The organism is Microbacter sp. GSS18, assembly GCA_029319145.1.
Lineage (GTDB): Bacteria > Actinomycetota > Actinomycetes > Actinomycetales > Microbacteriaceae > Microbacterium.
This window is the reverse complement of the sequence record CP119753.1, coordinates 2,611,465-2,627,214: the sequence shown is the minus strand read 5'-3', so window position 1 is coordinate 2,627,214 and position 15,750 is coordinate 2,611,465. Positions and strand designations below refer to the sequence as shown.

The following is a 15,750-nucleotide window of genomic DNA, read 5'->3' as shown; positions in this document are numbered from 1 at the left end:
ACAACATGGCTGATTTCGCAAGCGATTCGATCCTGGTCCTCCTCGATGTGACCCCGTCCGGAGCGCTCGCCGCTTCGTCGGCGGGCCTGCTGGGCGCCGCCTCCACCGTCGGGACGCCCGTCGCACTCGTCGTGGGCGACGAGAAGCTCGCGGCGGATGCCGCTGCGCTCGGTGCGAGCACCGTCCTGGTCGCCGCCCCCGGCGACGGCCTTGTGGTCCCGGTCGCGGACGCGCTGACCGCCGCGGCGGATCTGGTGAAGCCGGATGCGGTGCTCGCGTCGCACTCGATCGAGGGCCGTGAGGCGGCCGCTCGGTTCGCGGCGCGCACGCGGGCGGGGCTGTGCGTAGACGCCGTGGGCGTCTCGCGCGACGACCTCGGCGTGGTGGCGCAGCACTCTGTGTACGGCGGCGCGTACAACGTCGAGGCGTCGGTCACCTTCGGCGCCCCCGTCATCACCGTCCGCCAGGGCTCGATCGACGCCCGTGCCGAGGCTGTCGCCTCGCCGGTCGTCGAGAAGCTCGAGGTGGCCGCCTCCGGCCGCAAGTCGGCGACGGTCGGTGCGGTCGAGGAGGCCGTCGTGACCTCGTCGCGTCCTGAGCTGCGCGGTGCCGCCAAGGTCGTCTCGGGCGGCCGCGGTCTCGGATCCGGCGAGAAGTTCTCGCTGGTCGACGATCTCGCCGACGCGCTCGGCGCCGCCGTGGGCGCGTCACGCGCGGCGGTCGACGCCGGCTACGTGCCCCAGTCGTATCAGGTCGGTCAGACGGGTGTGTCGGTGTCGCCGCAGCTGTATGTCGCGCTCGGCATCTCGGGGGCGATCCAGCACAAGGCGGGTATGCAGACGGCCAAGACGATCGTCGCGATCAACAAGGACGCCGATGCGCCGATCTTCGAGATCGCCGACTTCGGCGTGGTCGGCGATCTGTTCACCGTCGTGCCGCAGTTGATCGCGGCGCTCGAGGCGAAGAAGAAGTAGGGCCGGGCGAGGATGGCGACGTACGCGCGCACGGTCCGGCAGGGCCTGCCCCGCACGCCCGGCGGTGCCGCCTGGCCGCCCGCCGGCGAGGCTCCCATCGACGTGGCCGAGCAGGCGGACCAGGTCGTCGATGCTCCCGCCGCCGCTGCGCCGGAATCGGCGCCGTCCGCGCCAGCCGCGCCTGCCGCCGCGGCACCGGCCGCGGGGACCCCGCAGCCCGCCGAGGCCGCTGCTGCTCCCGCCCCCGCCGCTGCTGCTCCCGCCCCCGCTGCTGCTGCTCCCGCCCCCGCTGCTGCTGCTCCCGCCCCCGCTGCTGCTGCTGCCGCCGCCGCATCCGCCTCCGCCGCCGGGGCTCCCGCCGTCGCCGTCCGCCGCGGGCTGCCCCGCACGCCGGGCGGGGACCCGTGGCCGCCCGCCGACTTCGCCGCCGGCGGCGCAGCCGCCGACGCTCCGGCACGACCTGACTCCGAGCCCGCGGCGCCGTCGGCGCCTGCCTCATCCGCGCCCGCCGCCGCATCGACGGTGGCCGAGCAGGCGCCGCCGGCCGAAGCGCCCGCGGCAGTGCCCGCCGCCGTGGCGGCATCCGATGTCGCCGTCCGCCGAGGCCTTCCGCGCACACCGGGGGGCGAGCCGTGGCCGCCCGCCGACTTCGCGGCGGCCGCCGCGCCGGCGCCGACCGAGGCACCGGCTGCCGCCGCAGCCGCAGCCGCAGCCACGGCCCCAGCGCCCGCGCCCGCTGCTGCGCCCGCACCCGCTGCTGCGCCTGCGCCCGTGCCTGCTGCCGAGGCCGTCCCGGCCAAGGACTACTCGACGCCGCTGCCGTTCACCCGCACCGTCTGGGCGGGCGAGACGGCGTTCACGCGACCCGCGCCCGCGCCCGAGCCCGTTCGCGTCGGGCCGTTCACGAAGGGCCAGTGGGCGGGGGCGGTGATCGTCGGCGGCGCCGGACTGCTGTTCGCCGCCGGCATGGTCGTCGTCGCGGTCCAGTGGCTGCTGAGCCTGCCGTTCATGCAGGACTTCCTCACGACGTATCCGGGCGAGTACCACCTCCCCGAGGGTGCGCCCATCGGTGTGCCGGCGTGGCTCGGCTGGCAGCACTTCTTCAACATCTTCTTCATGGCGCTGATCATCCGGACGGGTCTGCAGATCCGGACCGAGAAGCGCCCGACCGCATTCTGGTCTCCGCGCGGCGGCAAGAAGGTCAAGACGAGTCTGACGATCTGGTTCCACCAGGCGCTCGACGTGCTGTGGCTGGTCAACGGCGTCGCATTCGTGGTGCTGCTGTTCGCGACCGGGCAGTGGATGCGCGTCGTCCCGACGTCGTGGGAGGTGTTCCCCAACGCGCTCTCGGCCGGGCTGCAGTACGTGTCGCTGGATTGGCCGACCGAGAACGGCTGGGTCAACTACAACTCCCTGCAGCAGCTCGCCTACTTCACGACGATCTTCATCGCGGCTCCGCTGGCGGCGATCACCGGCGTGCGCATGTCGTACGTGTGGCCCCGAGACGCGAAGGCGCTCAACACGGCGTACCCGATCGAGTGGGCGCGGGCGGTGCACTTCCCGGTGATGCTCTACTTCTCGCTGTTCATCTTCGCGCACGTCGTGCTGGTGTTCGCGACCGGTGCGCTCCGCAACCTCAACCACATGTTCGCCGCACAGGGGTCGGTCGATCCCGACGCGTACGCGATGAACTGGACGGGCTTCTGGATCTTCACCGTCGCCATGCTGGTCGTGGCGGGTGCGCTGGTCGCCGCTCGGCCGCTTGTGATCGCCCCCATCGCCCGCCTGTTCGGCAAGGTCTCGGGCCGCTGACGCAGCTGCGACGCGCCGTGGCATGGTGACAGGGTGACACTCAGCCGGATCAGCCTCATCGTCCCGCCCATCGGGCCGTGGCGCGATCAGGAGCGCTGGTACCGGTGGGGTGAGGACGTGGGCTACGACGTCCTCTACACGTACGACCACCTGACGCACGCGACCGCACCGGACCTGTGGCTGGGCGAGGCGTTCACGACGCTGACCGCCGCCGCGGCCGTCACCGATCGCGTGCGACTGGGGACGCTCGTGGCGTCGGCGGTGTTCCGCGGCCCCGTCGCCCTCGCCCGGGTGGCGATGACGGTGCAGGACATCAGCGGCGGCCGGCTGGTGCTGGGCCTCGGGCTCGGCGCGCCCTCGTGCGCCGTCGCCGAGAGTGGCGAGGAGCCGGCGCTGCGGGACATGTCGCGCCGGTTCGCCGACGTCGTGCGCGGGTACCGGGCGGTGCTTAGCGGGGCGACCGAGTGGCGGGGCGAGGCACTCGCGTTCGGCGGCCTCGGCACGCTGCCGGCGCCGGACGGCCTGCCCGAGCCCGAGCTCGTCCTCGCCGCCCACGGGCCGCGCGCGCTGGGGCTCGCCGCCCGCTATGCCGACACGTGGAACACGTACGGCGGGCCCGGCTCGACGCAGCTCGACGCCGACGAGTTCTGGGACCTGCTCGCCGGGCAGGCCGCCGGCTTCGCCGCGCAGTGCGCCCGCCATGGTCGTGACCCCGCCGCGGTCCGCCGCTCGCTCCTCCTGGGCTTCGGACGCGTGCGGCCGACCTCCGACACGGGTTCGTACCTCGACGCCGTCGAGCGGGCCGAGGCCCTCGGCTTCGACGAGCTGGTGGTGTACGCCCCCGACGCGCCCGCCGGCATGGGATCGGACCCGCGCGTGCACGAGCAGGCGCTGGCGCGCCTGCGCTGACGCAGCGCCGAGAGCACATGGCGTCGCCGAGACGACACGGCGTGCGCGTGCACGTCGGGTGCACTCGGCGAGAGCATGTGCTCTCGAGGAGCCGGGGCAGCGTGCTGGGGGATAACCCGAACAGAACAGTACGGAAGACTCTGGCGCGCCCGCGGACCCCGAGTCCTAGCTTGGAGTCATGTCCACAGCAGACTCCACTTCCCCGCCCTCGGTGGCCTCCCCGCTGCGCGTCCTCGGCGCGTCGGCGCAGCTGGCCGCGATGGGTGTCATCGGTCCCGCCGTCTTCACGGTTCTGGCGACCTTCCTCGGCCTGGGCCTCGGCCTGCTGCCGATCCTGGGCGTCGGAATCCTCTTCCTCCTCGCCTTCATCTATCTGATCTTCGCGCTCGGGTGGTTCGAAGCCGCCCGCGTCGACGGGCTGTACGGCTTCGGCATCCCGCCCCACCGTCCGCGGCGCAGCGGACGGCCCGGGTTCGGCGGCTTCATGAAGACGCTCTGGATGCAGCTGATCGACCCGGCGGCGTGGCGCGGCGTCGCGAACGCCGCCATCGCCACCGTGCTCGGCTGGATCGTGCTCACCATGGTCGGGCTGTTCGCTTCTGGCGTCGTCCTGGCCTTCTCGCCGCTCTTCGCGCGCAGCGCCGGCATCCCGCTGTCGGGCACCGGGTTCGATGTGCCGGTCGCGTGGGCGGTGCCCGTCGGCATCCTCGCGGCGCTCCTCGGCGCGGCGGCGATCATCGGCCTGTCGATCCTGCACGGGTTCATCGCCCGGGCGATCATGGTTCCCTCGCGCGAAGCGCAGCTGACGGCAGCGGCGCAGGCCTCGAACGCGCAGCGTGCCGGCGCGGTGCGTGCTGCCGACGTCGAGCGCACACGCATCGAGCGCGACCTCCATGACGGCGTGCAGCCGCGACTGGTGTCGGTCGGCATGACGCTGGGGTTGGCCCAGCAGAAGATCGACAGCGACCCCGAAGCCGCCAAGGAACTCATCGGCGAGGCGCACACCTCGACGAAGGCCGCCATCACCGAGCTGCGACAGCTCGCCCGCGGCATCCACGCATCGGTCCTCGACGACCGCGGGCTCGACGCCGCGCTGTCGGCGCTCGCCGGACGGTCCGTGATCCCCGTGCACCTCGACGTGCGTCTCGACGGCCGGTGCAGCCGCGACGCCGAGGCGGCCGCGTACTTCGCGATCGCCGAGTCGCTCACCAACGCGGCGAAGCACTCGCGGGCCACGGAATGCCGCGTCGTCGTGCGACTGCGCGACACCGGGATGCTGTGGGCCCGCGTCGAGGACAACGGCGTCGGCGGAGCCCGGATCCTGCCCGGCGGCGGCCTCGACGGCATCGTCAACCGCATCGCCGCCGCCGGCGGCGAAGCCCGCATCGACTCCCCGGCCGGGGGGCCGACCAGCCTGGAGGTGAGTGTGCCGTGCGCATCCTGATCTGCGAGGACTCCGCGCTCCTGCGCGAGGGCCTGGTCCGCCTGCTCGAGGACGCCGGCCACGACGTGGTCGCGGCCCTGGCGGACGCGACGCATCTCAACGAGACCGTCGACGCCGAGGCGCCCGAGCTCTGCATCCTCGACGTGCGGCTGCCTCCCACCTGGACCGACGAGGGCATCCGCGCGGCGCTCGATCTGCGGGCGCGCCTGCCCCGGCTGGCGGTGCTGGTGCTGTCGCAGTACGTCGAAGAGCGTTACGCGTCCGACCTCATCGCCGCCAGCGACGGCGCACTCGGCTACCTGCTCAAGGACCGCGTCGCCGACGTCGGGGACTTCCTCGAGGCGGTCGGGCGCATCGGCGAGGGCGCGACCGTCCTCGACCCCGAAGTGGTCGCCCAACTGCTCAGCCGCCGCCGCAAGGACGAGCGGATGCAGCGACTCACCGACCGCGAATCCTCGGTGCTCGCGCTGATCGCCGAAGGACGCTCCAACGCCGCGATCGCCAGGACGCTGCACGTCTCGGAGGGCAGCGTCGAGAAGCACATCACCGCGGTCTTCCAGAAGCTCGACCTCGAGCAGGACGACGTCGGCAACCGGCGGGTGCTCGCAGCGCTCGCCCACCTCGAAGCAGGCGGCACCCTGCCGCCCCACACAGCAGGCGGTACGACGCCGCAGAACGGAACGAACCGATGAGCACCACCGTGACTCCTCCCACCCCGCCGGCACCGCCGGCGCCGGAGCCCGCCGGGCAGCCGCAGCGCCCCGGCCCGTCCAACGCAGCCAAGGCCGTCGCGATCCTCGCGATCATCTTCGGTGCGTTCGTGCTGGTCGGAGGCCTGGCCTCCACCGCACTGTCCACGATCGCCGCGGCGAGCGTGTCGACCCAGTCGCAGACCGAGTCGGCCGCCGGTGTGACGATGCTCGACGCCGATGTGTCGGCCGGCTCGCTGCGGATCGAGTTCGCCGACGTGCGTCAGGCCGAGCTGGACGTCACCCGCGCATGGGGCGCCGGCGAGTGGACGCTGGAGCGCAGCGGCTCGACGCTCGTCATCGCCTCGCCCGAGGGCGCGTGGGGCTCGGGCTGGTGGTGGTTCGGCGGCACCGGCGACGCCGTGCTGCGTCTGCCGCTCGGCGTCGAAGGGGCCGACGCCGATCTGACGCTCTCGGCGGGCAGCCTCGCCGTCGACGGCGAGTTCGACGACATCCGCCTCGAGCTCGGCGCCGGCAGCGCCGACGTCTCGGGCGTCGCGGACTCCATCGTCGCCGACATCAGCGCGGGATCGGGGAACGTCGACCTCTCGGACGTCGCCGATGCCGACCTGTCGGTCAGCGCGGGCTCGCTCGATGTCACCCTCAGCGGGGCAACCCCCGAGGACGTCTCCCTCGAGGTGTCGGCGGGCTCGCTGACCGTGACCGTCCCCGACGACGTCTACGACATCCGCTCCGACGTGTCGGCCGGCGACTTCGAGAACCGCATCGGCTCCACCGCCGGCGCGCCGAACAGCATCGACGTCCAGGTCTCGGCCGGCCAGGTGGTGCTGCGCTCGCGCTGACGCGCGGGCGCCGGGGGACCGGATGCCGGGAGCCGCGTGCTCCCGGCATCCGTCGTGTGTGAGGGTTAGGGCGCCTCGGTCCCGGCGGCGCGGCCGGCGGCGAAGCCCTCGGCATACGCCTCGTCGGTGCCCAGGCGGAACATGTCGCGGTCCAGCGACCGCACGATCGAGCGGGCGCCGGGCAGGTCCAGCGAACCGACGAGGTCGCCGCGTCCGCGCACGACCGCGACCGGCAGCCGCGCGGCCTTGCCCTTGACCAGGTCGCCGGCGGCGGCCAGCTCGTCGGCCACGCACGGCTGCGTCACGACGAGCGGGCGGCCCTCGGCATCCGTGCCGCCGCGCAGATCCTCGAACACATGGACTCCGCCGGCCCCGATCGCGTGGTCGGTCTGGCCGTCCCGCCACGCGCGCCCGAGCGTGTCGGTGACGATGACGCCCACCTCGACGGCGAAGCGCTCGCGCAGGCGCGCCGCGAGCGCGCGCGCCGACGCATCGGGATCCTCGGGCAGCAGCAGCACGGTCCCGTCGGGGGTGTTCGAGGCGTCCACGCCGGCGGCCGCCGACACGATCCCGAGGCGATTCTGGACGATGCGGGTGACCCCGCCGTTCGCCCCCGGACGCGTGGCGACGACGCGGACGGTCTCGGCCGTGATCGCGTCCTCGCGGTCGTCGGCGTGCAGCATCCGCCCCTCGGCCTTGGAGACGATCTTCGACGTGACGACGAGGATGTCTCCGTCGCGGAGGCCCGTGTCGGGATCGGATGCCGCGGAGGCGGCCGCAGCGTCGCCGATCAGGGCCGCGAGGTCGTCACCGCCGGAGATCTCGCCGATCCCGGGCAGCGCCCAGACCTGAAGCATCCCGGATCCGCCGACGCGCGCGCGGGTCAGCGGACGAACCGCACCTCGGTGAGCGTCTCACCGAGGAAGGGCTCGGTGTGCGACGCGCCGTCGAGGGCGAAGCCGTTGCGGGCGTAGAACCGGTGCGCGCGGGGGTTGTCCTCGGCCACCCACAGGTACACCGGCTCATCGGGCTCGATGACGGCGTCGAAGAGCTTCTGCCCGATGCCGGTGCCGTGGAAGCGGTCGAGCAGGTAGATGAAGTAGAGCTCGCGGTTGCGCGGTGCGTCACGGTCGCGGGCGGGGCCCGAGCCGGCGAAGCCGACGATCTCGTGGTCGACGAGCGCCGCGTACATCTTGAAGTCGGGGCCCTGCACCGCCCAGTGGGTCCACAGCTCGGCCAGGCGCATCGGCGAGACCTTCTCGAGGGCGGCCTTGCTGATGAGGTGGTCGTAGGTCTCGTGCCAGCTCGTGGCGTGCACGCGTCCGAGTGCCTCGGCGTCCACGTCGCGAACCGGACGGACGACGATGTCGGTCTGGAGTTCAGCTCCCATGGGCAGGACTCTACGCCGGGCGAGGCGGGACGAGAAATCGACCGGGGACCGGACAGTGCGCCGTGACAGCGGGCCGAATCGGACTGTAGACATTCCACAATCGCTTGGTGCGCGCGAGCGCCGCGTCGCTACGATCGGCCCTCGTGAACGTGATGTGGCGGACGATCCTGGTCATCCTGCGCGCGCGCCTGCGGCTTCGTCGTGAAGGCACGATCGCGCCGCAGAGCGTCGGTCGGGTGCGCCTGACGACGCTGCCGACCGACATCGATTTCCTCGGCCACATGAACAACGGCCGGTACGCATCGCTGTTCGACCTGGGGCGTTTCGACCTGCTCGTGCGCACCGGGATCTGGGACGCCGTCGGGCGTCGCGGCTGGTACGCCGTGGTCGCGAGCTCCACCATCACCTTCCGCAAATCGCTCAATCTGTGGCAGCGCTTCGACATCGAGTCGCGCCTCATGGGGCACGACGACAAGTCGGTCTATCTGATGCATCGCGCGGTGGTCGACGGCGAGGTCTACACCGAGATGATCGTGCGCGCCCGCTTCCTCAAGCGCTCGGGCGGCACCGTCACCCACGAGGAGCTGTTCGCCGCCGTCGGGCGCCCCGACGATCTGCCCGAGATCGAGCCGTGGGTGCACGAGTGGGCTGCGGCATCCGCTCTTCCGCCGACCAAGGCGGCGGCGCCGAGCATGTGGCCCTGAGTCCCGGACTCCTTCTGGTTCGACGCGCGCGTTAGCGTGCGAGGACCTCGCGCGCAAGCCGTTGCCCGCGGCGGGGCGCACAGGGTTCAGTGGGGCGGATGCCGGCGCGACACCCCGCGGCCGGCTCCGACCGAGAAGGAGCGTGACGTGGACACCACCACCCTCATCTGGATCATCGTCGGCATCATCGCCGTCGTCGCCGTCGTGATCGCCGTCTTCGCGCTGACCGCGCGCGGCCGGTCGCAGCGCCGGCAGCAGGCGCAGCACGCCAAGGCCGAGCAGCTGCGCTCGCGGGCTCGCGACTCCGAGATCGCCGCCCGCGAGAAGGAGGCCGAGCTGGCCCAGGCCCGTGCGGATGCCGCGGCGGCCGTGGCGACCGCCGAGCAGTCCCGCGCCCGAGCGGCGCAGGCAGAGGCCGACGCCGAGCGCGTGGGCGGCCGCGTCGAGGAGCACCGAGCCGAAGCCGACCGTCTGCGCGGCGAACAGGCCGAGGCCCTCCGCGAGGCCGACGACATCGACCCGCGTTCGCCCGAGGCGACGCCGGCCGAGGGCTCCGCCGACGGCTCCGACGAGCGCCGGACCGAGGAGTCGCATGCATCGCAGCAGCCGATCACGCGCCCTCGCGGCGACGAGCCTGAGCTGCGCCGTCCCCGCTACTCACAGACGGGTCCGGACGCCGAGGAGTCGACCGCGTCTCCCGACACCGAGCGCGACTCCGACGCCGAGCCGGAGTCGCGCCGCGCCGCGCGGGCCGAGCGCGCCTGAGTCAGGAGCGATCCCGCGCCGGCGGAGGCGCCGAGTCGAAGGCGTCGCGGAGCGCATCGCGCACGGCCCGGATCGCCGCCCGTGAGGTGGACGAGCGCCGCACGACGGTGAACACCTCGCGGGCCGGCGCCTCGGGCAGCTCGACCAGCTGCACGCGCGGAGCGCTCCCCGACCACATCAGGTCGGGGAGCATCCCGATGGCGTGTCCCGCGGCGATCAGCTCGGCGTGGGCCATCAGATCGGCGACCTCGAACCGGACATCGGGCTCGAAGCCCGCCGCCCGGCACTGCTGGACGGCCCACTGGCGCGCCGCCGTTCCGGCGGGCTCGAGGATCCAGGGGCGCTCGCGCAGCGCGGTGAGCGTGCGGGCGTCGTCGCCGGGCGGCAGCGCCAGGCGGATGGGGTCTCGACCGAGCGTCATGCGCTCGAGGCCCGGCCGGTGCTCGCGCGTCTGCCCCGGGTACTGCTCGGCGACGGCGAGGTCGAAGCGCCGGGCCGAGACCTCGAACAGGCCCTCCTCGGGCGGCGCCTCGCTGACCTCGACGCGCAGCAGCGGCTCGCGTTCGGCCAGCAGCGACAGGGCGACGGGAAGGATGCCGTGGACCACCGTCTGCATGACCGCCATCCGGACCGGGGCGCCGCCCGGCTGCAGCGCCTCGAGCGCTCCGCGGACCTGCTCGTCGCGGTCGAGGGCGTCGGCGGCATGGGCGACGAGCAGCTCGGCGTGCTCGGTCAGCCGGACCCGGCGGCCGTCGGGGACGAGCAGTGCGACGCCCGCCTCCTTCTCGAGCTGCGACAGCTGCTGCGAGATCGTCGACGGACTGTACGACAGGGCTTCGGCGACGGCGCCGATGGTCCCGCGCAGCGCGAGCTCGTGCAGCATCCGCAGTCGGCGCAGATCGAACATCCCGATCCGATCATTCGGTTTGACTGAACGGTATCGATCGTAGATCATCGCTTTTCTTGAACGGATGCATGCCGCACGCTCGATGCCATGACGAGTGTCGAGGTGCAGTCTGGAGTGGTGATGGATGACGCCCCCGAGGAGAACGCCACGATCGCGGACGAGGCCATCTCGCTGGCGGCGCGCTGGGTGACCGAGGCCGCCGATGCCGACGTCGACCCCGCGGCCGAGCGGCTGGCGGGCGTCCTGAAGGATCCGAACGGGCTGCCGTTCACCCTGGGCTTCGTCGACGGGGTCATGCGCCCCGAGAGCGTCGTCGCCGCGGCATCCCGGCTCAACCACGTCGCGCCGATCGTGCCCGAGTTCCTCCCGTGGTACCTGCGGGGAGCCGTGCGCGTGGGGGGAGCCGTCGCTCCCGCGCTTCCCGTCCCGGTCGTGCCGATCGCCCGCCGCGTGCTCCGCGAGATGGTCGGTCACCTGATCGTCGACGCGCGCCCCGAGAAGCTCGGCCCGGCGATCGCGACGATCCGCGAGTCGGGAGCCCGCCTGAACCTCAATCTGCTCGGCGAGGCCGTGCTGGGCGAGCGCGAGGCGCTGCGCCGGCTCGACGGCATCCACGACCTCATCCGTCGCCCCGACGTCGACTACGTCTCGGTCAAGGTGTCGGCCATCGTCAGCCACATCTCGATGTGGGCGTTCGACGAAACCGTCGACAAGGTCGTCGAGCGCCTGCTGCCGCTGTACCTCACGGCCGCGACGGACGGGACGTTCATCAATCTCGACATGGAGGAGTACCGCGACCTCGATCTGACGATCGCCGTGTTCACGCGCCTGCTCGACGACGAGCGCCTGGCGGGACTCGAAGCGGGCATCGTGCTGCAGGCCTACCTCCCCGACGCGCTGCCGGCGCTGGAGCAGCTGACCGCGTGGGCGCGAGAGCGCGCGGACGCCGGCGGCGCGCCGATCAAGGTGCGTCTGGTCAAGGGCGCGAACCTCGCGATGGAGCGCGTTGACGCGATCATGCACGGGTGGGACGTCGCGACCTACGACACCAAGCTCGACTCCGACGCGAACTACGTGCGCTGCCTGAGGTTGGCGCTCGACCCCGAGAACACCCGCGCCGTGCGCATCGGCGTCGCCGGGCACAACCTGTTCGACATCGCCTACGCGTGGCTGCTCGCCGGTGAGCGCGGCGTCACCCACGACGTCGAGTTCGAGATGCTGCTGGGCATGGCCCAGGGCCAGGTGCGCGCGGTCAGCCGCGACGTCGGGCACGTGCTGCTGTATGTGCCGGTCGTGCGGCCGGACGAATTCGACGTCGCCATCAGCTACCTCGTGCGGCGGCTCGAAGAGAACGCCTCGACCGAGAACTTCCTCTCGGCCGCGTTCGATCTGCACGACGACTCCTCGATGTTCGAGCGCGAGCGCGGTCGCTTCCTCGCGTCGCTCGAGCGGGCGGACGACCCCGGGCTGCCGACGGGGCCGCGGCGCCGGCAGCGGCGGGGCGGCGGAGACGACACCGGAGATGCCCGTGGGGTCGCCGGCGCCGAAGCCCAGGCCGTGGCGGCCGAGCCGACGCTCACGGGCGCGGTGCTCGAGATCGCGGCGGGCTCGGGCGGCGCCGAGGACGGCGATGCGGAGGGCGGCGGCCGGCCGTACGCGGACGACTCGTTCGTGCAGACGGCCGTGTTCTCCCATCGCGAGTCCCCGCGCGCGGCATCCGGAGCCCCGGGATTCTCGAACACCCCCGACTCGGATCCGGCGCTGCCGCACGTGCGCGCGTGGGCGCGCGACGTGCTCGCCCGCATCCCGTCTTCGACCGCCGGAGAGGTTCAGATCGCGGCCGCGCGGCTGACCGGATCCGATCAGGTCGACGATGTCGTCGCCCGCGTGAGGCGGGCGGGCACCCGATGGGGCGAGCGTCCTGCCGCCGAGCGCGCCGACCTGCTCGAAGCGGCGGCGCGGATGCTGGAGTCCCGCCGCGCCGAGCTCATCGAGGTGGCGGCATCCGAGACGGGCAAGGTCTTCGCCGAAGCCGACATCGAGGTCAGCGAGGCCGTCGACTTCGCCGGCTACTACGCCGCGAACGCGCGCGAGCTCGATCGCGTCGGCGGCGCGGTGTTCGTCCCCGCCCATGTGACCCTGGTGACGCCGCCGTGGAACTTCCCGCTCGCGATCCCGGCCGGAGGCGTCCTCGCCGCGCTCGCCGCGGGATCGGGCGTCGTGTTCAAGCCGGCGCCGCAGGCGCGGCGGTGCGCGGCCGTCATCGCCCAGGCGCTGTGGGACGCCGGCATCCCGCGCGACGTGCTCGCGCTGGTGGACATCGACGAGGGCGGGCTGGGGAAGAAGCTGGTGTCGCACCCCGACATCGACCGCGTCATCCTCACCGGCTCGTGGGAGACGGCGGCGCTCTTCCGCTCGTGGCGCCCCGACCTGCCGCTGCTGGCCGAGACCAGCGGCAAGAACGCGATGATCGTGATGCCGTCGGCCGACCTCGACCTCGCGGCATCCGATCTGGCCAAGAGCGCGTTCGGGCATGCCGGCCAGAAGTGCTCGGCGGCGTCCCTCGCGATCCTCGTCGGTCCCGTCGGTCGCTCGGAGCGGTTCATCCGGCAGTTGAAGGACGCCGCGACGTCGCTGCGCGTGGGCCCGCCGACCGACCCGACCTCCGAAGTCGGCCCGGTCATCGAGGTGCCGCACGGCAAGCTCGACTGGGCGCTGACGACCCTCGACGCCGGCGAGGAGTGGCTCGTCGCACCGCACATGGTCGCGCCCGAGCTCGGCGGCGGCGCAGCACCGGACCCGTGGGCCGGCCGGCTGTGGCGACCCGGCATCCGCACCGGCGTGAAGCCCGGCTCGCGCGTGCACATGGAGGAGTTCTTCGGACCGGTGCTCGGCATCATGCGCGCGTCGTCGCTGACCGAGGCGATCGAGCTGCAGAATGCCGTCGCCTATGGGCTGACCGCCGGACTGTACACGCAGGACTCCCGCGACCTCGCGCTGTGGCTCGACGAGGTGCAGGCGGGCAACCTCTACGTCAACCGCGGCATCACCGGCGCGATCGTGCAGCGCCAGCCGTTCGGCGGCTGGAAGCGCTCGTCGGTGGGCCCCGGTGCCAAGGCCGGCGGCCCCAACTACCTGATCGGGCTCGGATCCTGGCGCCCGTCGGCCGCGGGCGCACCGTCGCAGACGCTTCACCTGCGCGGCCTGGATTCGCGCATCCGGGAGGCGATCGAGGCCGCTCAGCCGTCGCTGGGCTACGAGGCGTTCGAGTGGCTGCGCCGTGGAGCGCTCTCGGACGCGCTCGCGTGGAACCGCGAGTTCGGAACCGTCAAGGACGTCTCGCACCTGGGTGTCGAGCGGAACCTGTTCCGCTACCGTCCCGTGCCGGCAGTTGCGGTGCGCGCCACCGCGGATGCCCCGTGGCAGGCCCTGCTGCGCGTCGTGCTCGCCGGCATCCGCGCGGGCACGGACATGACCGTCAGCGCGACCGCGGGCGTCCCGGCGCCGGTGCGGCGTTCGCTCGACGAAGCCGGGATCGCCCTGTACGTCGAGAGCGACCAGGAGTGGATCGAGCGCATGCAGGCCGCCCACCCCCGCCCGCCGCGCGTGCGTCTCATCGGATCCGAGACCGCCGTGGCGAAACTGCACCGCATCCTCGCCGACGCGTTCGACGGCGACCCCGATCTCGCCGTCTACGACAGCCCCGTGACGACCGCCGGCCGCCTCGAGCTGCTGCCGTTCCTGCGCGAGCAGTCGATCTCGATCACGGCGCACCGGTTCGGCAACCCCGACGACTGGTCGGCAGACGTGATCTGACCGGCCATCGGGCACCGGTGCGTCAGAAGCGGCGGGGATGCCGGCCGACACGCCGGTGCCGGCATCGGTATGTCGGCGTGTCGCCCAGGATCCCCGCCGGTGGTGACTCAGGTCGGCGCCGGTGTGGATCGAGCATCCGAACCTCGGAGACTGCCGCTGAACGCGGGTGATCCAGGACGGATGCTCCGCGCTACGGGTCGATCTCCGAAGCTCGGATGCTGCGCGCCGGGGCTTCGGCGGCGGGCGATGAACGAGCGGTCCTGAAGGATTCTCTACAACGTTGTACTCGCTCGGGTACAGTTGATCCCGAGGAGGCTGCATGGCCGCAACGCTTCACGACGTCGCCCGGCTGGCCGGGGTGTCGATCAAGACGGTCTCGAACGTCATCAACGACTATCCGCACGTCCGTCCGGCCACGCGCGAGAAGGTCCAGGCGGCCATCGCCGAACTCGGCTACACGCCCAACCTCACCGCGCGCAACCTGCGCTCGGGCAAGACCGGGGCGATCGCGCTCGCCGTCCCCGACCTCGGGCTGTCGTACTTCGCCGAGCTCGCGGCCGACGTCATCGCCGAGGCCGAGAAGGCCGGAGTCGTGGTGCTCGTGGAGCAGACCGGCGCCGACCGCCGGCGGGAGCTGGATCTGCTGCGCAGCCCCCGCCTGAAGCTCACCGACGGGCTCATCTTCAGCCCGCTCGGGATGGGGCAGGAGGATGTCGACGCGCTCTCGGTGCCGTATCCGATGGTCCTTCTCGGCGAGCGGATCTTCGACGGGCCGGTCGACCATGTCACGATGCAGAACGTCGACGGTGCGCGCGCGGCGACGGAGTACCTGATCGCGAACGGCCGGCGACGGATCGCCGTCGTGGGCGCGCATGAGGGCGAGATCATCGGCTCGGCGGGACTGCGCACGAGCGGATATCGCCAGGGGCTCGAGGCCGCCCGCATCCCGTACGACGAGGACCTGCTGTCGTACACGACCACGTGGCACCGGGCCAACGGCGCGACGGCCATGCGCGAGCTGCTCGCCCGAGGGGTCGACTTCGACGCCGTCTTCGGTCTCAACGACACGCTCGCCCTGGGCGCCATGCGCGTGCTGCAGGAGGCTGGAATCGACGTGCCGGGTGACGTGCACGTCATCGGCTGGGACGACCTGGACGAGGCGAAGTACTCGATCCCGTCGCTGACGACGGTCGACCCCGGGCGGCGCTGGATCGCCGGGACCGCCGTGCGGACGCTGCTGGATCGCATCGCGAATCCGACCGAGGACCACCGGTCGCTGCAGCTGGCGGAGTTCCGCATCGCCGAGCGCGAGTCGGCGCCGGCGCTGGAGCGCGAGCTCGCTCCGAAATCTTCCTGAGCACCCTTGACATCTGCCGGATGCGGCGGCAACATGTCGTTTACAACGTTTACTTCTAACGTTGTAAATCGCAGGACTCAGCGAGGAGCAATCCCCGCGACGGCCCCGCGACCACTCCGT

Annotated in this window: 13 protein-coding genes; 10 read left to right on the top strand and 3 right to left on the bottom strand. The window is 72.5% G+C overall.

Going from position 1 to position 15,750, the window contains the following annotated elements; all coding sequences use genetic code 11:
- The first annotated feature begins 5 nt into the window (after positions 1-5).
- The 6 genes from P0L94_12035 (at position 6) to P0L94_12010 (ending at position 6,691) form a co-directional block, all read left to right on the top strand.
- A complete protein-coding gene (locus tag P0L94_12035; protein ID WES63184.1) occupies positions 6-974 on the top strand; it encodes an electron transfer flavoprotein subunit alpha/FixB family protein in 969 nt (322 codons plus the stop codon).
- Between the two features lie 12 nt (positions 975-986).
- A complete protein-coding gene (locus P0L94_12030; protein ID WES63183.1) occupies positions 987-2,786 on the top strand; it encodes a cytochrome b/b6 domain-containing protein in 1,800 nt (599 codons plus the stop codon).
- A gap of 33 nt (positions 2,787-2,819) precedes the next feature.
- Complete coding sequence (locus tag P0L94_12025; protein ID WES63182.1) at positions 2,820-3,695, top strand: LLM class flavin-dependent oxidoreductase; 876 nt, start codon at positions 2,820-2,822, stop codon at positions 3,693-3,695.
- A gap of 178 nt (positions 3,696-3,873) precedes the next feature.
- Positions 3,874-5,139: a histidine kinase gene (locus P0L94_12020; protein ID WES63181.1), complete on the top strand. Its 1,266-nt coding sequence runs from the start codon at positions 3,874-3,876 to the stop codon at positions 5,137-5,139.
- Positions 5,127-5,831, top strand: a complete 705-nt coding sequence (locus P0L94_12015; protein WES63180.1) for a response regulator transcription factor — start codon at positions 5,127-5,129, stop codon at positions 5,829-5,831. The genes P0L94_12020 and P0L94_12015 overlap by 13 nt, the downstream gene beginning before the upstream one ends.
- Positions 5,828-6,691 (top strand): hypothetical protein, encoded by an 864-nt coding sequence (locus tag P0L94_12010; GenBank protein ID WES63179.1) that lies wholly within the window; start codon positions 5,828-5,830, stop codon positions 6,689-6,691. Before P0L94_12015 ends, P0L94_12010 begins: the two co-directional genes overlap by 4 nt.
- A gap of 65 nt (positions 6,692-6,756) precedes the next feature.
- Here P0L94_12010 and cofE read toward each other — a convergent pair whose 3' ends face one another.
- Together cofE and P0L94_12000 are read right to left on the bottom strand one after the other, a co-directional pair.
- On the bottom strand, positions 6,757-7,548 hold the full coding sequence (gene cofE, locus P0L94_12005) for a coenzyme F420-0:L-glutamate ligase (GenBank protein ID WES63178.1): 792 nt from the start codon (positions 7,546-7,548) through the stop codon (positions 6,757-6,759).
- A gap of 26 nt (positions 7,549-7,574) precedes the next feature.
- Positions 7,575-8,081 carry a GNAT family N-acetyltransferase gene (locus tag P0L94_12000; protein ID WES63177.1) on the bottom strand — a complete coding sequence of 169 codons (507 nt, stop codon included), beginning with the start codon at positions 8,079-8,081 and terminating at the stop codon, positions 7,575-7,577.
- A 152-nt stretch (positions 8,082-8,233) separates the two neighbouring features.
- On the opposite strand from P0L94_12000, the gene P0L94_11995 reads away from it, so the two are divergent.
- Together P0L94_11995 and P0L94_11990 are read left to right on the top strand one after the other, a co-directional pair.
- Positions 8,234-8,785 (top strand): thioesterase family protein, encoded by a 552-nt coding sequence (locus P0L94_11995; GenBank protein ID WES66323.1) that lies wholly within the window; start codon positions 8,234-8,236, stop codon positions 8,783-8,785.
- Between the two features lie 147 nt (positions 8,786-8,932).
- Positions 8,933-9,550 (top strand): hypothetical protein, encoded by a 618-nt coding sequence (locus P0L94_11990; GenBank protein WES63176.1) that lies wholly within the window; start codon positions 8,933-8,935, stop codon positions 9,548-9,550.
- Position 9,551: 1 nt separating this feature from the next.
- On the opposite strand, the gene P0L94_11985 is transcribed toward P0L94_11990, so the two are convergent.
- Positions 9,552-10,457, bottom strand: a complete 906-nt coding sequence (locus P0L94_11985; GenBank protein WES63175.1) for a LysR family transcriptional regulator — start codon at positions 10,455-10,457, stop codon at positions 9,552-9,554.
- Between the two features lie 87 nt (positions 10,458-10,544).
- Here P0L94_11985 and P0L94_11980 point away from each other — a divergent pair, with 87 nt between their 5' ends.
- Together P0L94_11980 and P0L94_11975 are read left to right on the top strand one after the other, a co-directional pair.
- Positions 10,545-14,273 carry a bifunctional proline dehydrogenase/L-glutamate gamma-semialdehyde dehydrogenase gene (locus P0L94_11980; protein ID WES63174.1) on the top strand — a complete coding sequence of 1,243 codons (3,729 nt, stop codon included), beginning with the start codon at positions 10,545-10,547 and terminating at the stop codon, positions 14,271-14,273.
- 319 nt (positions 14,274-14,592) lie between these two features.
- Positions 14,593-15,630, top strand: coding sequence for a LacI family DNA-binding transcriptional regulator (locus P0L94_11975; protein WES63173.1), 1,038 nt, complete (start codon positions 14,593-14,595; stop codon positions 15,628-15,630).
- The last annotated feature ends 120 nt before the right edge of the window (positions 15,631-15,750 follow it).